Below are 19,606 nucleotides of genomic sequence, written 5' to 3'. Positions count from 1 at the left end.
GCCGGGAGGTAAACGTGCATAAGTTGGTAGTCCTTTATCCCAAGCCCGCCGACCCTGACCATTTCCGCGACTACTACGTGACCACCCACCTCCCACTGGCCACCAAAATGCCCGGTCTACTGGCCTGGCGCTACAGTTTCGACATAGCCGCGACCAACGGAGAATCGCCATATTTCGCGGTCTTCGAAGGCGACTTCGCCGACGCCGACGCCCTGGCCGCGGCGCAGGCGTCGCCGGAAGGCCAGCGGGCGGCCGCCGATGTCCCCAACTACGCCACCGGCGGTGTGGTCATCATCGACTACCCGGTGCGGGACGGCACCCGCTGAGGAGGCGTCGCTAGCCCAGAACAGCAGAAAGGCCTATCGCGCTCGAGCCTCGAATGCGTTCCTGCCAGCGAAAATGATTACCTGCCAGTGACTTTCGATGGAAGCGCTTGTAAGAAGCCGATGAGCACCGGACACGGCTACGGCTCGGACGGAATTCCAGGAGCGGTACAGGCACATCCAGACGGACGCTGCGGGCGTGCCCAATGGCCGCTCCGAACCGCGCTCTATGCGGCATGGCAGCGCGTCGGTGGCGGCCGACCGCCGCTATCGAGGAGGGCCGGGACCTGTCCTCGATAGCGGTGTACTGGCCGACGGGTCTATTGGTTTCAACCGGTCCCTCGGCCCGGCCTCACCTCAAATGCCGGGTGAAGAACCGGCCCGCCTCCTCCCCAGCGTGCTGCGGGACGCCGGTGTGCCCGCCCATATTGGCGTGCAACGTCTTCTCCTTGGATCCGAAGGCGTCGAACAGATCCAGGGCCATCTGCCGATCATTTCCTTCGTCGTCCCACTGGAGCAGGACGTGCAGCGGAATGCTGACCTGGCGGGCCTCCTCGAAGATAGCGCGGGGAACGTAACTCCCGGCGAACAGCACGGCGGCCTCGATGCGCGGCTCGACTACCGCCAGCCGGGTGCCGATGGATATCACCCCGCCCGAATACCCGACCGGGCCGCCGATTTCGGGCAGCGTGAGGACGGCGTCCAGAGTGGCCCGCCATTCCGCCACCGCCGGGTCGAGTAGCGGGAGGATGAGCCGATCGACGATGTCGTCGGTGACCGGCTCACCGGCCGCCAGCGCCCGCTGCAGGTCGGCGACGGCCTGTTCGACCACGACGTTTCGGGGTCGGTGACCGCTGCCGGGTAGCTCGATGGTGGCCGCGGAGAAGCCCCCTGCCACGGCGTGCCTGGCCCTGGCCAGCAGTCGCGGGTATGCCCTCCGCAGCCCGACCGGAGGAGGGCCGAGCAGGATCAGTGGAGTCGGCGTGGGGGCGGATGTGGGTGTCCACAGGATGCCGGGGATCTCGCCGAGGGTGAATTCGCGTTCGAGGACACCTTCATCGAAGCGCCGTTCAGAAGTGAATTGCATGGTCGTGCCTTTCGGGAGTGCTGAAAACGGCGCTCCCGGACGACCCCTATCGCCCGACCGTGACCCCGGAGGGGAGCACCCACATCGATACTGCGTTCACGGGTACCACCTCCTCGTTCTCCGGCACAGCCACCCCGAAGGTAGCAGTGGTCCGCGGTCGTCCACCAACGAATTTCTGCGGTGACTGTTTCGCTGGACGCACGCAACTCGGCATGAGCGCGCACCATCGGCGGCGCTGACACGATCACGCGTCCCCGGACCGAGGGTGACAGGCACGCCATCATCGGCTGCTCGCCGCCGCCCTGGAAAACACCTGGGCCGCAATCCGATCCCGCCACCCGACGTGGTGCTGACAATCGGAGCGGGATCAACCGGGGGCAGCAAACTCACGCTCGGGCACTTCGCACCACGAGCGATTCCGCACGCTCGGGACCGAACGGGGCCCACTCTCGCGCACGATCCCAAGCTCGGGTGGACGATTTCCAGCGTGCCGGACCAGACCCGGCAGACATACCGAGAGGATTTGGACGGACTCGCGTTTGCCTTGGTGGCCTACCGTCGACGCGAGCCCGACCGGCGCGGCGGGCGGAAGTCGAACAACAATGGGCTGGCGGCCGAGTGCGACTGTGGCGCAAGGTCCGAGGCGCGCGTAGCACGTTCGAAGCTGGGCCGATCTACTGCGGAACCTGTCGGGGAGCGTTCGAAGCGAGGGCGAACCTGGAACCGGCACCTCAGTTCAGTTCACGTTGAGTTCACGACAGCAGAAAGGCCCGGTGAAAACCGGGCCTGATCTGTATGAAACTTGGTGCGCGATACTGGGATTGAACCAGTGACCTCTTCCGTGTCAGGGAAGCGCTCTCCCGCTGAGCTAATCGCGCTAGCGTTGTTCCTCTTGCTGAACAAGAGGCGGCGACGGGAATCGAACCCGTGTGCACGGCTTTGCAGGCCGTTGCCTCACCACTCGGCCACACCGCCAAGCAAGGCCGGGATGGCCTTCGAGCGGATGACGGGATTCGAACCCGCGACCCTCACCTTGGCAAGGTGATGCGCTACCAGCTGCGCTACATCCGCATTTCGTCCCCGGGGCCTTGTGGCTGGTCCGGCTGACGAGAGAGAACATTAGCCGACTATCCGCGCAAGCAACAAATCGCCTGGTGAGAGGGGGTGAATATGAACTACAGACATGTAGTTCTGCCACTCACCCCGACCTGAACCCAACCAAGCGAGCGCCCGTCCCCAGTGCGCACCTCCCCGGCGACAACCCCATGACCCCCAAGCAACGCCCCGATGAAACCTCCCCCGTCACAACGCACCGTAGAACCCCTGTTTTACGCCGTTGTGCACGCGATTTGGTGTGACGGCCGTGATGCTTGTAATGTTCTCTCTCGTCCGGAGCGGCACAAACACCGACCCGGACCGCCGCTTCCGCGGTAACCCACGGTTCTATAGCTCAGTGGGAGAGCACTCGCCTCACACGCGAGGGGTCGCTGGTTCGAACCCAGCTAGAACCACCATAAGGGGCTTATTCAAAACAGCGTCCGCTCGCTGGCTTGGGTAAGCCCCTTTCGGCTTTCTATGGGATGTGCGGCTTGGGCAGGTGCCGTGGCGGCCTTCTCGTCCGGCAGCGCTTCGGTATAGGCCAGCCGGGAGTATCCGTCGATCGCGGAGTGAAAGTAGACGTATCCAGACTTCGCGCCTCGTATCTTTGTGCGAGCTACAGCTTTGGCGCGTCAGCATCGACGTCGTGTGCAAGCGCCTCGGGCACGCCTCGACCGGGACAACGCAGATTTACACCCTGCTCGCGGACAAGGGGGTCGCCGTAGTATCGGCCGAATTTCGGGCGGATATGGCGTAACCCGCTGGTAGAGGGCAAGTTCCGCGCGCTGGGTGCTGGTCAGGCCGGGGGTTGTCGGTTGAGGCGGTCGCGGTAGATCCGGTATGCCTTGCGGTCGGCGGCAGCGTTGCTGTGGGCGAGGGGTTCGGCGGCGGCCAGCAGTGCCTGGTGGATCTGTGGTGGTGCGGTGACGTGCAGGCTGTAGCCCTGGCCTCGCCGTATCTCCCGGCCGTCGCGTAGGGCGTGGCGTTCGGTATCACCGAGGTCGGCGGTGTGGGCGGTGAGGTGGTGGGCGAGCTTGCCCGGCATCTCGATTCGGATCGAGCGAGGTCGTGATCATGGAATATCGTGCCGGTCATGACCACGAATGACTGGTTGGCCGACACCCGAACCTCCTATGACACGGTCGCGGTCAGCTATGCCGACCAAGTGCGCGGCGCCCTCGCCGGACACCAGTACCTCCGCGCGGCTCTGGCGTTGTTCGCCGACAGCGTGCGGGTCGCTGGCGGCGGGCCGGTCGCGGACGTCGGCTGCGGCCCCGGTGAAGTCACCGCCCACCTGCATGAGCTCGGTGTCGACGCCTTCGGTGTCGACCTCTCCCCGGCGATGATCGACGTGGCCCGGCGCGACCACCCCGGCCTGCGGTTCGAGGTGGGCTCGATGACGGACCTGGACCTCCCCGACGCTTCGGTGGCAGGCCTGCTCGCCTGGCAGTCGTTGATCCACATCCCTGACGACGAGGTGCCAACCGTGTTCGGGCACTTCCACCGAGCATTGCGTCCCGGCGGACCGCTGCAGCTGCTGTTTCACGTCGGCGACGAGTCGTTGTTGAAGACCGACGGCTATGGCGGTCACCCGATGAGGGTCCATGTCCACCGCCGTCAGCCTGACCGGGTGGCATCCTGGCTGCGCGATGCCGGATTCGTGGTCGAGGCTCAGATGCTGCTCGACCCGGACGCGAAAGCTCAGCAAGCGATTCTTTTCGCACGCAGTAAGTCCTGACTTCTGCATATGTCGGGCTCTCCAGTCGGATCCGGAGCCGATGCCCGAGATGGACGCCGACACTGCGCTATACCCTCGGCGCGACCAGCCAGCAAAGCACTAACAACCCAATCCCGCAGCGCGGCAACCCCAAATACCACCACTACCAGCGGGTTACGCCATATCCGCCCGAAATTCGGCCGATACTACGGCGACCCCGGTTTCGCGGGAGCGCGGGTGATCGGCGCGTGCGCCTACTCTGGACCGATCCGGTCCACCCAGGGAGGGATCCGCGAAATGCGAAGCCTGGCAGACAGATACACCGACAACATCGAACGGTCGAAACGGATCGACCGCGGTACCCCGCAGTCGGAAATCGACGAGATCCGCAAGGAAATCGAGATCCTCGACTACGAACTGCGGCACACCACCTTGGAGCCGTCCCAGCGACGGGAGCTGCTCAAACTGAGCGGTGAGGCTACGGCCGTGCTGGCGCGCCAGATCGGAGCCGCACGCCACCCGCTCGTGATCGATCCCGCGCCGCGCACGCACGACAGTTCCCCCACCCGATCGGCAGTATCGCGACCGATGAATGCCTTCGCCGAGCACACACTTCGCGAGCGGGACTATCGCCGGGACTACGGCATGGAACGGTAGCTAGCTTCCTAGCTACATCGACCCGCGTGTCTGGCAGGCGGTCTGGTGGGCGTCGCTGTCGGCGGAGGAATGCGCCGCGGTGCTCGCCCGCCGCAAGGACTGACCACCAGGGCGCGGCATCGCCCGCAAAACCCAAGACGGGTTGGAGGCTGCGGCGAAGCGTGGCCGAAACGGCGGGCGGCCCAGCGTCGTCGACGACGACAAGCGCCCCGCGAGCCTGGCCCGTCACGCCGAGGGCCAGGCGCTGCGCGAGATCCACCGCGGCGTCGGCGTGAGCCTCGCGGTCGTCCACGGCGTGGTAGCCGCCGCCAGGTCGACCGAGACAGCCGAGGAGACAGTTTGATGTGGTAGGTCTCGCCCTTCGGCTCCGTGGTTGTGACTGGAAACCGATCGTGCGGATGGCTACTGGGCGGGCTGGTAGGCGCCGCCGCGCTGCCGGTTGATGACGGCGAAGCGGTTGGTGGCGTTGATGAGAGCGATGAACGCCACCAGGGCGGTGAGTTGGTCCTCGTCGTAGTGCTCGGCGGCGTTCGCCCACGCTTCGTCGGTGACGCCACCGGCACCGTCGGCGATGCGGGTGCCCTGCTCGGTCAGCTCCAGCGCGGCGCGCTCGGCGTCGGTGAACACCGTGGCCTCGCGCCATACGGCGACCAGGTTCAGGCGGTTGGCGGTCTCACCAGCGTGCGCGGCGTTCTTGCCGTGGACGTCGGTGGCGTAGCCGTCGCCGTTGATCTGGCTCGCGCGCAGCATGACCAGGTTCTGCGTGACGGTCGGCAGCGTCGACTCGTTGATGAGCACGGGGGCCGCTGCGCCATAGTGCTGCAAGGCTTTGGCGACGACCGGGCTGCCGAAGAGGTTCAGGCGGGTTTCCATGATTGGGCTCCTTGTTGGTGCGGCTGATCGACCATGAGATGCCGGTGACCCGGTTCCCGTGACACACACGAGTGCGTGATGTGCGCCACACGAGTTAAGGCTGGATCAGGTGAGCGGCGCACCAAGCCAGCGGTGAGGAGCCTCCCGCGCGTATGGCGCGATCCTCTTCGCGGTCCGGCTGGTCGCCGACCACGACTACTGACCCGATGCCGAGCCCGCGCGGCGGCTGATTGCCCAACCGCGATGAGCCGATCAGGATCCCCAGTGATCTGCCGTGGTTACTGATGAAAATCAGTGTCTTTGGGAGGGCGAGCTGATGACCACAGGGGGACTCCCACGCCGTAGCAGCTCGGCATCGGGTCATTGCCGATCGCTGGTTGAGGCGTCGTTCGATGTGGCGAGGCACCCGAGGCTGGGATGCGCGGGGATTCCTTCATCGGCGGGGGAGAACGGTGGTCGTCCAGCGCTGATTTTGGCGCGGGCAGCCTCGAGTTTCTGCAGGTCAGCGCGTTTGGAATAACGTCCAGCCAGGTCCACCATAAGATGGCCGGTCAACGCAGCTTTGCGGAGATCGGCCATTTTTGTGCAACGGGTTTGGGTGCGGTACCGATCCGTCCGCTGCTGGCCGCCCGCGATCATCCGTCCAGCGGGGCAGCGAGTTTCATTCGCACCCCGCGGTCGGCCGAATGACAGGATCGCCCCGTACGGCCGCCGCGAGTGGTTGGCTGACCGTATGGCAAGGATCGACATCGGCGACATGCTGACACCGAGGACATGGCAGGCGATCGACGGGACGGAGATCTCGATACCGGACCCAGAGCGACTGGTGCATCTGCAGTTTCGCCGCTTTGCCGGGTGCCCGATCTGTCATCTGCATCTGCGGACGGTCGCGCGGCGGCACGACGAGATCGCCGCTGTGGGCGTGGCGGAGATCGTCGTCTTCCACTCCGACGCCCCCGCGTTGCGTAGGTACCAGGCGGACCTGCCGTTCGCGGTGATCGCCGATCCCGAGCGTGCGCTCTACACCGAGTTTGGTGTGGATTCGTCGCCCATGGTGGTGGTGGATCCCCGAGCCTGGGCGGCCGCGGCGAAAGGCGTGCTGCACCAGCGATCACTCACCGGCGCATTGGGTTTGGGAGAAGATCACTTCGGAAGGCCCGCGGACTTTCTCGTCGCGCCCGACGGGCGCGTGCTGGCCCGCAAGTACGGCAGCCATGCCGACGATCAGTGGCCGGTCGATGAAATCCTCGCTCTCGCAGCACGATTCCGATCGACATAGCCGATCGACGGCACGAGCCCGCGGCTCAGGCCTTCAGCCCAGGTGGATCGGGCCGGTATGGATGGTGGGTTCCTCGCCTGTGAACCGGTGGATCAGCTGTGTTCCCCTGGCCTGCAGGTCGAAGTAGGTGATACCGGTTTCGGGGTCGTGCAGTGTCAGCCCTGCGAGGTCCCAGTTGTCGGTGGTCTCCGGCCAGGACGGATTGGAGATGGAGGTGATCGCGAAACCGTCGGCCAGTTCCGAGTTCGGGACGCATCCCTCGAACTCGCCGAACCGGGTGTCGACTGTGTTGCCCGGTATTCCGCCATCGACGAGGAAGCTCTTCGTACCCAATGTCACTTGGACGAGAGTGTTGCCGCGCAGGTCGTCACCGGCGATGCGGAAGGTCATATCGACCAGGCATACCGCGTTGGGGGCTGCCGAGGTCGGGCCCGCGGCCTGCGTCGCGGTGACGCCGACTACGAGACATCCGATCAGCGCACGAAGGGTGGTTCGGAGGGAAGGCATGGGAGTTGCTCCTGTCTGTGCGGTCTTCGAATTCGAAAGGCGAACGGCCCGCAGCGGTAGCTGAGGCGGTGCCCCGGGAGTCGTTGTCGCGCAGCGCATGTGGCGGACTGGCACGGTACGCCCCCGCGAGTTCGGGATCGCGCGTGCTGTCGCCGGGAACTATTCGCGGTTGCGTGCCTGCGCGTACTCCAAAGGTAGATTTCGGGCCGCGCCTGACCCATACGAACAATTTCGTATGGCGTTTTCCAGAATCGGCTGGTCCACGGAATCGGTTGGCGCACAATACCGGTGTGAGGCCGGGACCTGACTCGAGCGCCACAAAGATCCGCGACCTGGCACTGGCGATCATCACCGAACGCGATCCCGTGCAGATCTGGCCGCTGCTCATGCTCCGGCTGGTCGCCGATCTTCCCTGTGACCTCGCGGTACTGGTCGATCTCGACTGGCGCGCAGGCACCGGGCACGCCCGCACCGGCGCACCGGACTGGTTGTTCGAAGCGCCATTGGACGCGCTCATCCACGCGCACATGCGGTCTCATCCGCTATTGCGCCACTACGCGCACACCGGGGACACGACGCCACTGACTCTCGACGAGGTCGCTGACGATCGGTGGTGGAAGGGCGAGGCATACCGTGCGGGCAAGGCGGCCATCGGCATCGATCGGCAGCTGGCGATACCACTGTCCGCCCCGGACGGGCGCATCCGCAGCGTCATTCTCAGCCGCGGCGGTCACGGATTCAGCAACGCCGACCTCGAGTACTCGCTACTGGCGCGCTCACTGCTCGACGCGGTGAACTCCCACCACAGCGCGGTGTCTCGATACCGCGGCCCAGGCGATCCCAGCGACTACCGTCTCACGCCCCGTGAACTGGCCGTCCTCGGACTCCTGTGCGAGGGCCTGACCACGCGAGCCATCAGCTCCCGACTCGGTGTCGCGCCAGCGACCGCGACCAAACACATCGAGAACCTCTACCGCAAGCTCGGTATCCACGACCGCGTCGCAGCGGTGCGCGCTGCCCAGGAATTGGGCCTCTACGTCCCTCGCCCGACCGTCCGGGTCCTTGACGGCCCAAGGTGAACTCAGACCATTTCACCGTGTTGAGCTTCCGTAGGGGTCGTCGAGGTTGTTCCGGACCGACGAGGCGATTTTCCGACAGGCTGTGATCTGCTTCACAAGGTGTCAGGTTTTTCGTCGCCACGGTGTCTAGTTCTCGACCCACTCGGATCGAAGGAGACACCATGGACAAGAGCATCAAGGTAGTCGTGGTCGGCGGCGGATACGCCGGAGTGATGGCTGCCAATCGTGTACGGCAGCGCGACGACGTGACCGTGACCGTGATCAATCCGCGGCAGGTCTTCGTCCCGCGGCTGCGTCTGCACCAGCTGGTGGGCGGGACCCACGATGCGGTCGTCGACTACCGGGAGGTACTCGCCGAGGGCGTCGAGTTGGTAGTCGACAATGCGACGCACATCGACGCGACGGGACGCACCGTGACCCTCGCTGAAGGCGGCGCCATCGACTACGACTACCTGATCTACGCGGTCGGTAGCAGCGGCAGTGTTGGCGCGCAGGTGCCGGGTGCGGCCGAGTTCGCTTATCCGGTAGCGACTTTGGAGACGGCGCAGCGGCTGAAGTCGGTGCTTTTCGACACGCCCATGTCGGCTCCGGTGACGGTCGTCGGCGGTGGTCCGACCGGTATAGAGACCGCCGCGGAACTCGCCGAGCAGGGCCGCAGCGTCAGATTGGTCTGCGGCCGGGTCGTCGGCCCGTACCTGCACCCCAAAGCTCGGCGCAAGGCCCGCAAATACCTGACCAGACTGGGCGTCGAAGTGCTGGAAGGCTCGGAGGCGTCGGTTACCGCGGTGACGCGGGAGTCGGTGGAACTCGCTGGCGGTCACCGTCTGGCGAGCCGGGTCACCATCTGGACTGTCGGCTTCGATGTGCCGGACCTGGCCGCCCGCAGCGGATTGCGCACCGACGACATCGGCCGTCTGCTCACCGACGAAACCTTGACCAGCATCGACGACGATCGCATCGTCGCGGCTGGCGACTCGGCGGCACCCTCGGACCTGCCGTTCCGGATGAGCGCCTACACCGCGTACGGCCTGGGCGCTCACGCCGCCGACACGCTGCTGGCTCGGATCGCGGGCGAGCAGCCCGGGCCGATCGACCTCGCTTTCCGCGCTATGTGCCTGAGCTTCGGCCGAGACGCTGGGATCTACCAACTCGGCCACAAGGACGAGACCGGGATGTGGCTGTACTTCAGCGGGTTCGCGGGGCGCAAGCTCAAGGAGTTCGCCTGTGAAGCAGGCATCAAGCACCTGGCGACCGAGGCCAGCAGCCCGGGCTCGCATCACTGGTTCTCCGACGGCAAGTATCGGTCTGGACTGCTGGCCGCACGGCAGGGTAATGCGGCAGCGCCCACGTCCTAGACCGTCGTCGGTGTCGCTGGCCGCCAACCACTCGGAGGAGGCGAATTCATGGACACGACAGGCGAAGTGGGTCCGGGCCACCAGCATGCCGGGACCGCGGGGAGCGGCGACATGGGTCTCAGCGATGGCGACCACGCCACACTCGCTGCGACGGAACTGTTTGTGGCGCACCGCAATCTGCTGTTCACCGTCGCCTACGAGCTGCTCGGATCCGCGGCGGACGCCGATGACGTCCTGCAGGAAACCTGGTTGCGCTGGGTCGGCGTCGACGCGGCACACGTCGACGACCCGCGCGCCTACCTGGTTCGGATCACCACGCGGCAGGCGCTCAATCGGCTGCGTTCGGTGAAGCGCCGCCGAGAGGCGTACGTGGGCTCGTGGCTGCCGGAGCCACTGCTCACCACGCCAGATGTGGCCGCCGATGTCGAACTCGCCGAAAGCGTGTCGATGGGCCTGATGGTCGTGCTCGAAACCTTGACCCCGACCGAACGCGCCGTCTTCGTGCTGCGCGAAGCGTTCGGGCTCGGCTACGACGAGATCGCGGCCGCGGTCGACAAGACCCCCGCCGCCGTGCACCAGATCGCCCACCGCGCCCGCCGCCACGTCGAAGCCGGTCGACCGCGCCGCGCGGCCACCGCGCGCGAGGTGCAAGTGGCTGTCGAAGCGTTCGGGCGTGCACTCGAGACCCGGGACCTACAGAGTCTGCTCGACGTACTCGCCCCCGAAGTGGTGGCGATCGGCGACGGCGGCGGCATCAAGCAGGCCATGCCACGGCCCGTCATCGGCGCGGACAAGGTGGCGCGGTTCATGGTCGGGGGGCTCGCCAAGCACGACGTCGCGCTCACCGTAGAGCCGACCGCGATCAACGGCAGCCCCGCGCTGGCACTGCACGTCGACGGGGAGCTCGACGGCGTCCTCGCGGTGCGGGTCGAGGACGCTCGCATCACCGGCCTCTACTTCGTCCGCAACCCGTACAAGCTGACCCACATCGACGCCGAAACCCCACTCACCCTGCGCTGACACCGAACGACCTCGGCATCGCGACGCCTCGAACCCAGACCATGCAATACCCGTCGCCACATGACCCGTAGCGAGCAGCGCGGGGCTGCTCGGCCTAAGAGCCCAGGCCGATGGGCTCATCTCATCTGCCACCAACGGTGTCGCGGCCGCTTTCGTTGCGGTTGGGCTTGCTACCGCGAGGGCCGGAGCCGTTGGGGCAGGCCGTTTTGTCCGCGTTCTTGCACTTGGTGGGATTGCTCCCGCTACCGCTTCCGCGATCCGGATTCGCGGCGACGAAGGATGTCTGCGCGATATCGGGCGTTGCCGCAGAAGCCTGGCCGACCCCCAACAAGCTGAACGCCGCGACCATGGTGGCGGCGATTGCCGACTTCATCGAATTCTCCTTACGTTGTTCAGTACTCGCTTTGGCTGCCAGCCGGTCGTCGTCCATCACCACTGCTGCGCTCGCCCTCCGTTGCAGGCGTACATCTGGACCTTGCCGGTGAGTGTGCGACCGTCGAGGGTCTGGGCGTCCAGGCACAGGCCCTGATTGAGGCCATTGCGCAGACTGTTGCCGGAACCGCTTATCCACTGCTGCGCCCGTCCTCCGTTGCAGGCGTACATCTGGACCTTGCCGGTGAGTGTGCGACCGTCGAGAGTTTGGGCGTCCAAACACAATCCGCGGTTGAGCCCGTTGGGCAATGTCGTGCTCGCGGCCCAGCTCGACGGGGCGCTGAGCATCAGCGCCGCGGCGGCCAGCGCTGCCCCTTGCCCGAGCAGAGTCGCGAAACGTCGCCGTGCTGTCCGCGATGAGTTTTCCGAGGTGCGATCCACATGGATGGCGGCCGAGTTCGTCATAGTGTTCCCCTCCGAATCGCAACCGTCGAACGGAGCGACTTCCTTTGCGGCTGAAGGCTTTCCAGCCGAGCAACACCACTATGACGGGTGCCGGTTTCAAGATCCTCAACGATCGCTTATCGTCATCTGCTCACTGTGTGTCGACGATCCGGCATGACGCTGTCTGGTTTCCGATCGCTCTCGTAGACCTCGGCGTAGCGCCGCCACCCGTACAGCGTGAGCGCCATGGTGGCAGCTACTCCCAGCGCGGTCGGAAGTTTCCGACGCTGCTGGGCGGCGAGCACGGATCCGCCGAGGAAGATGGTGCCAATCACATTGACGGCGCTCATTGTTCGGTCCAGATCGCGGTGCGCGAGCCATCGCTCCTCGCCGAGTATGGCCCGGGTGGCGAACGAATTCCGTTGCGTCGGTTCAGGAGTCATGATCGGGTTGACCGCTAACCAGACCAGGACTCCAACGGCCACGTCCGCCCTGCGGGTCCAGAATGGCGCGACGACCAATGGGGTGGTGATCAGCCGGGTCGAGGCGCTGACCGGGTGGGAGTGCCGGGCGAAGACCCATTGACGCAGGCGCTGTGAGCGGTTCATTGTCGTTCCTTCCCAGGACAATGATGCGGCAGAGTCAGCGAAGGATGCCCCGGGTTTTCAGTCGCCGACAGTAGAAGACAAATCCTGCGGTCAGCAGCAGCACACCGAGATCGAAGAGGGCCAGGCGTGGTCCGAGCATCTGCCAGCGATCACGGAAACCGAAGGTCAGGATGTTGAGGACGACCTGACCAGCCAACCCGGCGGCAGCGACCGGCAGTGCCCATCGGTTGCGGAGCAGCAGAAGTACCGCGGCGAGCAGGCCACCCCAGACACCGATGGTCCAGAAGACGGTAGGCAGGAGGGGATAGTCGGTGAAGTACTGGACCTGTTCGCTGTCATAGTTCTGCGCTCGGAAATATTCGGCGTTCTCGCTGAGCGCCATCACGTAGTCGTAGACACCGCCGAGAGTGAGCAGGATGAAGACGACGCCGACAACCCACACGTGCCGGGGTGTCGAGCGCCGCGTATCAGGTGCCGCCTCAAGCATTCTCGGCGTTCCCTCCGGTCGCGTCGCCACGTGATGCGTCCAGGATCTGCTGGAGCAACTCGGAGGACCCTTGCAGATTCCGCAGCAGCACTTCGAGTTTCATCAACGCCAACCCTTGTTCGGGATCGCCGAGTACGAGCAGTTTGTCCCCGGGCTCGATGCCGTGATCCCGTCGCGCCTGAGCCGGAATCACGACCTGACCGCGCTCACTGACCGTCACCGCCCCGTAGAACCCACGCCCTCCCGGCCCGTACGAGGCCGCCTGATCCGACTGCTTCTTCGCCATCGCCTACGCCTGTCCTCGCATGAAATACACGTAATACATGATATTGCGGAGAAGCGATCAATACCGCCACACGAAGTCCGGTACGAGTTCGAGCACGTCGTGCAGATAGTCGGCGAAGAACCACACTTCGTCCGGTCGTAGGTTGCCCGCGCGCACCGTGATAGCCCACTGGCCCTCGAGGCGGAATCCGAAGGTGTTCGCGCGGGCGTCGGCGAGTAGCCACTCCATCGTCCGCGGGTTGAGCACGTCGTAGGCGAAACGCTCACTGGCGGTGTCGATTCGGAAGCGTTCGTTGAACTCCTGGCTTTCCAGGAGCAGGCCCTTGCGGCCGGGGCGGGAGAACAATCCGCCGGTGTCCCGTCTGAGGTTCAGCCACGGGCGAGGTACCGGCATCGCCACCGCGACGAACTGCCAAGGGTGGACGATGGTCGACTTGTTGTTCTTGGTGGTGTAGCGGTACTCGCCGAAGACGATGGCCCGTCCTCGGTAGGTGCCGCGGAAGATGTTGTGCCCGACACGGTTATTGCCGACGCCGAACGGCGGGTGGGCCGAGAGCGTCGCGATGCCGCGGTCGTTCGGCGTGTAGTGCAGCCCGTTGTGCTGGGCCCAATGATGCAGGCGAGCCATCTCCAGTCGGCGGCTCTGCTGCTGATGCACCGCGCTTGCCACGGCGATGGCGACGCCCACGACGGCGACCAGCATTGGAAGAGTCGCCAACGCCAGTAAGAACTCCATGCGCTATCCGCTCAGTGCGCAGGCGGGAAAGACTGTGGCGGATAGGGGAATTGAGATGGCTGCTGGTGCGACGGCTGTACCTGATTCCAGGCACCACCGATCTGCGGTGCTTGGCGGGCCTGTTGATCGGTGAGTTCGAAGTATTCGACAGGAGTGAACGAGAACATATCGGCGATTAGGCTGGAGGGCACCGTCTGCAGCCGTGTATTGTATTGGCGCACATTCCCGTTGAAGAACCGCCGCCCCGCGGCGATCCGATCCTCGGTTTCGACGAGTTGCCGCTGCAGATGCAGGAAGTTCTGGTTCGACCGCAACTGCGGATAGCTTTCCGCCAGTCCGAACAAGCCGTGCAACGCGCCGCTCAGCGCCGATTCCAGTTGCGCCCGGCGGCCGTGGCCGACATCCGGCATCTGCCGAGCCCCCATCGCCTCCGCCCGCGCATTCACCACTGCCAGCAGCGTCTGCTGCTCGAATCCCGACGCGAGGCGGACGGTTTCGACGAGATTCGGAATCAGATCGTGCCGCCGTTGCAACTCGACATCGATCTGCCGCCATGACTCCTCGATCGTATGCCGTTGCCGGACAAAGCTGTTGTACGACGAGAACACCGTCACGAGCACCAGCCCGACGATGAGAAGCAACAAGAAGAACGCGACTGCCATGATCTCAGCTTTGCAGGTAGCCGATCCGCTCGCTACGCGGTTTCGGACCACACCGCATTGGCGACGTGGGTGCTTTCACCGCATTCGCGGAGTAGCGGCTCCGACGCCTGGTAAGGACGGCCGAGAGTAAAAGCGTGGCGTCGGCCGTGGCGGATCGTGCGGTAGCGGCCCGAGCGTGTTGCCATTCGTTGACCTAGATCGACTAACACCGTTGTGACAAATCGGTAATATCCGACCCGCTGGAGTATGCGAACATCGTCGGTCAATACCGGCACCACACTGGGAGAACGCGCTTTGACCGAATTGCTGAATACGCTCAACGGCTACATCTGGAGCGACGGGCTGGTTTATCTCTGTCTGGCCGCGGGCGTGTACTTCTCCCTCCGGTCCCGGTTCGTCCAGGTTCGGCAGGTGCGGGAAATGATTCGGGTGATGTTCCAGGGCGAGAAGTCGCCGTCTGGTGTGTCGTCGTTCCAGGCGCTGGCCATGTCGCTGTCGGGCCGGGTCGGCACCGGCAATATCGCCGGTGTCGCGACCGCTATCGCGTTCGGCGGGCCGGGCGCGTTGTTCTGGATGTGGGCGGTGGCGTTCCTCGGGGCGTCGACCTCGTTCGTCGAGTGCACGCTCGGGCAGATCTACAAGACGCGAGATCCGCTCACCGGTGAATACCGCGGCGGACCGGCCTATTACTTCAGCAAAGCGATGGCGCACACCCGCGCGGCGGGCCCGTTCAAGGTCTACGGGTTCGTGTTCGCGGCGGTGACGGTGCTTGCCTGCGGTTTGCTGCTGCCCAGTGTGCAGTCGAACTCCATGGCGTCGGCCATGAACCAGGCGTGGGGTGTCTCGACGTGGGCGGTGGCGATCGGCACCGTCATCGTGCTGGCGTTCGTGATCATCGGCGGCGTCAAGCGGATCGCGGCGTTCGCGGCGGTGGTCGTGCCGTTCATGGCGATCGCCTACATCGCGGTCGCGCTGATCATCGTGTTCGTCAATGCCGCAGAGATTCCGAATGTCGTGAGCATGATCTTCCGCAGCGCCTTCGGCGCGGACTCGGTGTTCGGCGCGATCATCGGTTCGGCGGTCATGTGGGGCGTCAAGCGCGGCGTGTACTCCAATGAGGCGGGGCAGGGGACGGGTCCGCATTCGGCGGCCGCCGCCGAGGTCTCGCACCCGGCCAAGCAGGGTCTCGTGCAGGCCTTCGCGGTCTACATCGACACCCTGTTCATTTGCACCGCAACGGGTTTCCTCATTCTGTCGACCGGCGCGTACCGGGTCTTCGAGGGGGAGAGCGCGAGCGGGGCGGTGCTCGCCGATGGCGGCGCGCTGCCCTCGGACGCGGCCGTGGGACCGACTTTCGCCCAGGTGGGTGTCGACACGCTGTGGAGCGGTGTGGGCTCGACTTTCGTCGCGGTGTCCCTGGCGTTCTTCTGCCTGACCACGATCATCGCCTACTACTACATGGCCGAGACCAACCTGCGGTTCATGCTGGGCAAGTTCTCGCCGGTTCCGGTGCCGCTGATTCGCGGCACGATCGGCTCCAACGCCACCCTGCTGCTCCAGGCGCTGATCCTGGTGTCCTGCGCGGTCGGCGCGGTGTCGACGGCGACCGAGGCGTGGACGCTCGGCGATATCGGCGTGGGATTGATGGCCTGGCTCAATATCATCGGCATCATCATCTTGCAGCAGCCCGCGTACAAGGCCCTGCGGGACTACGAGCGGCAGCGCAAGTCCGGCCTCGACCCGGTCTTCGATCCGCTGGCGCTGAAGATCCCCGGTGCGACGTTCTGGGAGACCTACGAACCGACGGGCGGCAAGGATCCGGTGAAGGTCGGATCCTGACAGCGCTCACCCCTCGGGTCGGTCAGGTGTTCTCTCGAACGCGGTGAAGTCCGGCACGGTGATCGAATCATGAAGGCGCACACCGTTGTTGTTGAGTTTGGCGGCCGCGCGGCTGATCGGCGTCGGCAAGACGTTGATCAGCCGCACGGCATTGACCATCGCCCACAGTTCGAAGCGACGGACCGGGATGAGCGATTTCGCCGCGGCGGCCGCGAACCCTCGGCTGCGGCGAACGTAATCCGCCATATCCGCCTCGTAGGGGGCGAAGGCCCTGGCGTACTCACCCACGTGCTCCGCGAGTCGACCGGCGAGAATGTAAGCCCCCACCACCGCCATACTCGTGCTGCCGCCGACGGCTGGCCCCGGACAGTAGGCGGCGTCGCCGACCAACGTCACCCGGCCGCGTGACCACGTCTCCAACCGCAACTGGGTGATCGAGTCGAAGTAGAAAGTCGGCGTCTGGTCCAGTTCGGACAGCAGCCGCGGCACCTCCCAGCCCATATCGCCGAAGTGATCGCGCAGCAACTGTTTCTGGCGCTCGGTGTCGCGGTGGTGGTAGTCCAGCTGCCGCGGCGGACGCAGGAAGAACCCGGCGCGGGCATCGTCCATGTGGGCGACACCGTAGATGCCTGCGCCCCGCCGCAGGTCCACGGTCAGCTTCATCACGCCGTCGAGATTCAGGTAGTTGGGGACGGACAGTATCGCGAGATATCCGCCGAGCCAGTGGTCCGCGGAGCCTGCGTCGACGGTGCCGAGGAGTGTGACGGCGGCGAATTCGAGCACCACGCCCGCTACAGTCCATGACCGTGGAGCAGACCCAGCAAGTACCGGCATCGCCCGTGATCTTTCGGCCTTCCTGGGTCCGCGGGGTGGAGCTGGTGGCGTTGGGGCTGATAGGAATCGCGTGCGGCTGGTTGCTGCACATGACCACCACCGATTCGGCGCTGATGTTCCCGGTGGTGGCTCCAATGGTCATCGGAGCTCTTGCGCTTTTCCTCGGATTGCACCACCTCATCCGCCCCTCGACCCTGTCGGTCGATGACGAGGGGGTGACGCTCGACCCGTTCGGCCGAATCCCGTGGGCCGCGATAGCTCGGTTCCATCTGATCACAGCCCACGGCACGAGGTACCTGGCCATAGAACTGGTCGAGCCCCGTCCGCGAATCACCGGAGGGCGTTGGAGCAGATGGGTCCACGGCCCGATAGGCAAGATCGCGGTGGGCAACCCACTCGCAGTCTCGGGACGTTGGCTACGTCCGATTCAGCTTGACGACATCACCGCCGAACTTCACCGGCGCAACCGCGGCCTCGTCATCGCGGCGTCCGAGCAGGGAGCTTTTCGGCGAACCGTCTCGTAGGAGACGTAGTGGTCGTCAGGATTCCGAAAAGATTTCGGTGGGGAGCGTCAAAGAGGCGTCGAACTCCTCATCGGGGGCCGCGGATGTGCTAATCGGGCGAACCAGATAATGTGAACGAAAGCGTCATCTCATGGCGTGGGGTGTGCCGGGAAGTCTGGTCGGCGTGTAGGGGCTGCTATGCCCGCGCGTCGACGCCCCGGAGGTTGTGCTGTGCCGTCCACTCCAGAAGAGCGCAAGACTTTCCTCGACCGGCCGTCCTGGCCGGAGCGCACCGCTGTCGCCCGGGCCTTGCGAGCCGAGACCGTCGGCGGGATGGTGTTGTTGGCCGCGGCGGTCGTGGCGTTGGTGTGGGCGAATTCGCCTTGGTCCGATGTTTATACGCGAGTTCGCGATTTCCATGTCGGTATTCCGGTGCTCGGCCTGGACCTGTCGGTCGGACATTGGACCGCGGACGGGTTGCTGACGATTTTCTTCCTGGTCGCGGGCATCGAGCTGAAACGTGAGTTGGTGGTCGGGGAATTGCGGACTCCCGCTACGGCCATCTTGCCCGCGGTCGCGGCTGTCTGCGGCATGGTGGTCCCGGCCTTGGTGTACCTGGCGGTCGTGCGGACCGGGGGCGGTGAACTCGGCGGCTGGGCGGTGCCGATGGCTACCGATATCGCGTTCGCGCTCGCGGTGCTGGCTGTGCTCAACACGCACCTGCCCGCGGCCATGCGCGCGTTCCTCCTCACGTTGGCCGTGGTGGACGATTTGGGCGCGATCGCGATTATCGCGATCTTCTTCTCCGACGACCTGAATCCGCTCGCGCTGGGCGGGGCTGCCGTGGCGCTGATTGTCTTCGGGGTCATGCAACGCCTGCGGGTGCGCGGCTGGTGGTGGTATCTGCCGTTGGGACTGGCCATCTGGGTGCTGATGTACCACGGGGGAGTGCACGCCACTGTCGCCGGTGTCGCTATGGGTTTGTTGCTGCGCGCGACACCGGACGGCGAACGCGGGGAAGGGATTTCACCCGGTGAACGTGCCGCCCACATACTCCGTCCGATCTCCGCGGGCGTAGCCGCGCCACTGTTCGCGCTGTTCGCGGCCGGGGTGAGCGTGTCGGGCGCGGGGCTGGCGGCGGTGTTCACCAAGCCCGAATCATTGGGCGTAATCCTGGGTTTGGTGGTGGGCAAGACGCTGGGAATCTTCGGCGGCACCTATCTGGCGGCCCGATTCACCAGGGCCCAACTGAACAAAGACCTGCGCTGGGCCGATGTGCTCGCGCTCGCGGCGCTCGGTGGCATCGGCTTCACCGTCGCCCTGCTGATCGGCGAACTGGCTTTCCCGCAGCCGGACATGATGGCGGGGGTGAAGACCGGTGTCCTGGTGGGTTCGGTCATCGCCGCGTTGGTCGCGGCGCTGTTGTTGAAGCGGCGCAACGGCATCTACCGGCGGCTGTACGCCGAGGAGAATCTCGACGAGAACGCCGACGGCATCCCCGACATCTACCAACAAGGCGCGGAGGACGAATCGGAGCCTGCTGTAGGCCAGCCCGAAGCGAATTCTCAACCACGCCATACCGACTGATCGCCGATCTGCTTTTCGAGTTGCGCCAGTGGCCGCTGCGGTGATCGGCGGCGGCGGGCTCGGACTGGTGAGTATCGCGCCAAATGACCCGCTGGTGGTCACGCTGGCCGATATCGCTTCGTTCACAGTGCTTTTCGCCGACGGCCAGCGCCAATGTGCGTGCGGTGTGCGAGGGGTGGCGGCTGTCGGGGCGGGCCCTCGGCCTGGGTATGTCGTTGATTCTGCGGATCGAGTCCATGGACGATCTGCCCACC

At 65.3% G+C, this 19,606-nt stretch carries 23 protein-coding genes and 4 tRNA genes; 12 read left to right on the top strand and 15 right to left on the bottom strand.

Translation table 11 applies throughout. The features are described 5' to 3' along the window. The first annotated feature begins 14 nt into the window (after nucleotides 1–14). Nucleotides 15–326, top strand: coding sequence for an EthD family reductase (locus tag ACIBH2_RS06925; protein WP_397114295.1), 312 nt, complete (start codon nucleotides 15–17; stop codon nucleotides 324–326). 349 nt (nucleotides 327–675) lie between these two features. Here ACIBH2_RS06925 and ACIBH2_RS06920 read toward each other — a convergent pair whose 3' ends face one another. The 4 genes from ACIBH2_RS06920 to ACIBH2_RS06905 all read right to left on the bottom strand — a co-directional run bounded on the left by ACIBH2_RS06920 (nucleotide 676) and on the right by ACIBH2_RS06905 (nucleotide 2,481). Continuing rightward, the gene (locus tag ACIBH2_RS06920; RefSeq protein ID WP_397114293.1) at nucleotides 676–1,410 is read right to left on the bottom strand and encodes an alpha/beta hydrolase; all 735 of its coding nucleotides are present in this window, start codon (nucleotides 1,408–1,410) and stop codon (nucleotides 676–678) included. An 803-nt stretch (nucleotides 1,411–2,213) separates the two neighbouring features. Further along, nucleotides 2,214–2,288: transfer RNA gene (locus ACIBH2_RS06915), tRNA-Val, on the bottom strand. A gap of 26 nt (nucleotides 2,289–2,314) precedes the next feature. After that, a tRNA-Cys gene (locus ACIBH2_RS06910) sits at nucleotides 2,315–2,385 on the bottom strand. 23 nt (nucleotides 2,386–2,408) lie between these two features. Then, a tRNA-Gly gene (locus ACIBH2_RS06905) sits at nucleotides 2,409–2,481 on the bottom strand. A gap of 368 nt (nucleotides 2,482–2,849) precedes the next feature. Here ACIBH2_RS06905 and ACIBH2_RS06900 point away from each other — a divergent pair. Then, nucleotides 2,850–2,924: transfer RNA gene (locus ACIBH2_RS06900), tRNA-Val, on the top strand. Between the two features lie 380 nt (nucleotides 2,925–3,304). Here the strand turns inward: ACIBH2_RS06900 and ACIBH2_RS06895 are convergent. Then, nucleotides 3,305–3,553: a hypothetical protein gene (locus tag ACIBH2_RS06895; protein ID WP_397114291.1), complete on the bottom strand. Its 249-nt coding sequence runs from the start codon at nucleotides 3,551–3,553 to the stop codon at nucleotides 3,305–3,307. Between the two features lie 48 nt (nucleotides 3,554–3,601). On the opposite strand from ACIBH2_RS06895, the gene ACIBH2_RS06890 reads away from it, so the two are divergent. The 3 genes from ACIBH2_RS06890 (at nucleotide 3,602) to ACIBH2_RS06880 (ending at nucleotide 5,225) form a co-directional block, all read left to right on the top strand. Further along, the gene (locus ACIBH2_RS06890; RefSeq protein ID WP_397114289.1) at nucleotides 3,602–4,246 is read left to right on the top strand and encodes a class I SAM-dependent methyltransferase; all 645 of its coding nucleotides are present in this window, start codon (nucleotides 3,602–3,604) and stop codon (nucleotides 4,244–4,246) included. Between the two features lie 216 nt (nucleotides 4,247–4,462). After that, complete coding sequence (locus tag ACIBH2_RS06885) at nucleotides 4,463–4,882, top strand: hypothetical protein (RefSeq protein WP_397114288.1); 420 nt, start codon at nucleotides 4,463–4,465, stop codon at nucleotides 4,880–4,882. Between the two features lie 142 nt (nucleotides 4,883–5,024). Next, on the top strand, nucleotides 5,025–5,225 hold the full coding sequence (locus ACIBH2_RS06880) for a hypothetical protein (RefSeq protein WP_397114286.1): 201 nt from the start codon (nucleotides 5,025–5,027) through the stop codon (nucleotides 5,223–5,225). Between the two features lie 59 nt (nucleotides 5,226–5,284). Here the strand turns inward: ACIBH2_RS06880 and ACIBH2_RS06875 are convergent, their stop codons facing one another. Then, on the bottom strand, nucleotides 5,285–5,755 hold the full coding sequence (locus tag ACIBH2_RS06875) for a carboxymuconolactone decarboxylase family protein (protein WP_397114284.1): 471 nt from the start codon (nucleotides 5,753–5,755) through the stop codon (nucleotides 5,285–5,287). A 733-nt stretch (nucleotides 5,756–6,488) separates the two neighbouring features. On the opposite strand from ACIBH2_RS06875, the gene ACIBH2_RS06870 reads away from it, so the two are divergent. After that, a complete protein-coding gene (locus ACIBH2_RS06870; RefSeq protein WP_397114282.1) occupies nucleotides 6,489–7,034 on the top strand; it encodes a peroxiredoxin-like family protein in 546 nt (181 codons plus the stop codon). Between the two features lie 33 nt (nucleotides 7,035–7,067). On the opposite strand, the gene ACIBH2_RS06865 is transcribed toward ACIBH2_RS06870, so the two are convergent. Then, a complete protein-coding gene (locus ACIBH2_RS06865) occupies nucleotides 7,068–7,541 on the bottom strand; it encodes a hypothetical protein (protein ID WP_397114280.1) in 474 nt (157 codons plus the stop codon). Between the two features lie 290 nt (nucleotides 7,542–7,831). Between ACIBH2_RS06865 and ACIBH2_RS06860 the strand changes: the two genes are divergently transcribed. From ACIBH2_RS06860 to ACIBH2_RS06850, 3 genes are all read left to right on the top strand, one after another. Then, nucleotides 7,832–8,620 (top strand): response regulator transcription factor, encoded by a 789-nt coding sequence (locus tag ACIBH2_RS06860; RefSeq protein ID WP_397114278.1) that lies wholly within the window; start codon nucleotides 7,832–7,834, stop codon nucleotides 8,618–8,620. A 161-nt stretch (nucleotides 8,621–8,781) separates the two neighbouring features. Further along, on the top strand, nucleotides 8,782–9,975 hold the full coding sequence (locus ACIBH2_RS06855; RefSeq protein ID WP_397114276.1) for an NAD(P)/FAD-dependent oxidoreductase: 1,194 nt from the start codon (nucleotides 8,782–8,784) through the stop codon (nucleotides 9,973–9,975). Nucleotides 9,976–10,086: 111 nt separating this feature from the next. Further along, the gene (locus tag ACIBH2_RS06850) at nucleotides 10,087–10,995 is read left to right on the top strand and encodes an RNA polymerase sigma-70 factor (protein ID WP_397116856.1); all 909 of its coding nucleotides are present in this window, start codon (nucleotides 10,087–10,089) and stop codon (nucleotides 10,993–10,995) included. A gap of 121 nt (nucleotides 10,996–11,116) precedes the next feature. Here the strand turns inward: ACIBH2_RS06850 and ACIBH2_RS06845 are convergent, their stop codons facing one another. The 7 genes from ACIBH2_RS06845 to ACIBH2_RS06815 form a co-directional block, all read right to left on the bottom strand. Further along, a complete protein-coding gene (locus tag ACIBH2_RS06845) occupies nucleotides 11,117–11,425 on the bottom strand; it encodes a hypothetical protein (RefSeq protein WP_397114274.1) in 309 nt (102 codons plus the stop codon). Then, a complete protein-coding gene (locus tag ACIBH2_RS06840) occupies nucleotides 11,425–11,832 on the bottom strand; it encodes a ricin-type beta-trefoil lectin domain protein (RefSeq protein WP_397114272.1) in 408 nt (135 codons plus the stop codon). The genes ACIBH2_RS06845 and ACIBH2_RS06840 overlap by 1 nt, the downstream gene beginning before the upstream one ends. 122 nt (nucleotides 11,833–11,954) lie before the next feature. Next, complete coding sequence (locus tag ACIBH2_RS06835; RefSeq protein WP_397114270.1) at nucleotides 11,955–12,419, bottom strand: DUF6653 family protein; 465 nt, start codon at nucleotides 12,417–12,419, stop codon at nucleotides 11,955–11,957. A gap of 34 nt (nucleotides 12,420–12,453) precedes the next feature. Continuing rightward, complete coding sequence (locus ACIBH2_RS06830) at nucleotides 12,454–12,906, bottom strand: hypothetical protein (protein ID WP_397114268.1); 453 nt, start codon at nucleotides 12,904–12,906, stop codon at nucleotides 12,454–12,456. Then, nucleotides 12,899–13,192, bottom strand: a complete 294-nt coding sequence (locus tag ACIBH2_RS06825; RefSeq protein WP_397114266.1) for an AbrB/MazE/SpoVT family DNA-binding domain-containing protein — start codon at nucleotides 13,190–13,192, stop codon at nucleotides 12,899–12,901. The genes ACIBH2_RS06830 and ACIBH2_RS06825 overlap by 8 nt, the downstream gene beginning before the upstream one ends. A gap of 57 nt (nucleotides 13,193–13,249) precedes the next feature. Continuing rightward, complete coding sequence (locus ACIBH2_RS06820; RefSeq protein ID WP_397114264.1) at nucleotides 13,250–13,927, bottom strand: hypothetical protein; 678 nt, start codon at nucleotides 13,925–13,927, stop codon at nucleotides 13,250–13,252. A gap of 11 nt (nucleotides 13,928–13,938) precedes the next feature. Beyond that, nucleotides 13,939–14,589, bottom strand: coding sequence for a LemA family protein (locus tag ACIBH2_RS06815; RefSeq protein ID WP_397114262.1), 651 nt, complete (start codon nucleotides 14,587–14,589; stop codon nucleotides 13,939–13,941). 294 nt (nucleotides 14,590–14,883) lie between these two features. On the opposite strand from ACIBH2_RS06815, the gene ACIBH2_RS06810 reads away from it, so the two are divergent. Then, nucleotides 14,884–16,428 (top strand): alanine/glycine:cation symporter family protein, encoded by a 1,545-nt coding sequence (locus tag ACIBH2_RS06810; protein ID WP_397114260.1) that lies wholly within the window; start codon nucleotides 14,884–14,886, stop codon nucleotides 16,426–16,428. A gap of 6 nt (nucleotides 16,429–16,434) precedes the next feature. Here the strand turns inward: ACIBH2_RS06810 and ACIBH2_RS06805 are convergent, their stop codons facing one another. Then, nucleotides 16,435–17,214 carry a hypothetical protein gene (locus ACIBH2_RS06805; RefSeq protein WP_397114258.1) on the bottom strand — a complete coding sequence of 260 codons (780 nt, stop codon included), beginning with the start codon at nucleotides 17,212–17,214 and terminating at the stop codon, nucleotides 16,435–16,437. 20 nt (nucleotides 17,215–17,234) lie between these two features. Between ACIBH2_RS06805 and ACIBH2_RS06800 the strand changes: the two genes are divergently transcribed. Together ACIBH2_RS06800 and nhaA are read left to right on the top strand one after the other, a co-directional pair. Further along, nucleotides 17,235–17,786: a hypothetical protein gene (locus ACIBH2_RS06800; protein ID WP_397114256.1), complete on the top strand. Its 552-nt coding sequence runs from the start codon at nucleotides 17,235–17,237 to the stop codon at nucleotides 17,784–17,786. A 177-nt stretch (nucleotides 17,787–17,963) separates the two neighbouring features. Further along, nucleotides 17,964–19,352 carry a Na+/H+ antiporter NhaA gene (nhaA, locus tag ACIBH2_RS06795; protein ID WP_397114254.1) on the top strand — a complete coding sequence of 463 codons (1,389 nt, stop codon included), beginning with the start codon at nucleotides 17,964–17,966 and terminating at the stop codon, nucleotides 19,350–19,352. The last annotated feature ends 254 nt before the right edge of the window (nucleotides 19,353–19,606 follow it).

This window comes from Nocardia sp. NPDC050406, from assembly GCF_044459025.1.
Lineage (GTDB): Bacteria > Actinomycetota > Actinomycetes > Mycobacteriales > Mycobacteriaceae > Nocardia.
The sequence above is the reverse complement of the archived record's forward strand: the minus strand, read 5'-3'. Positions and strand labels throughout refer to the sequence as shown.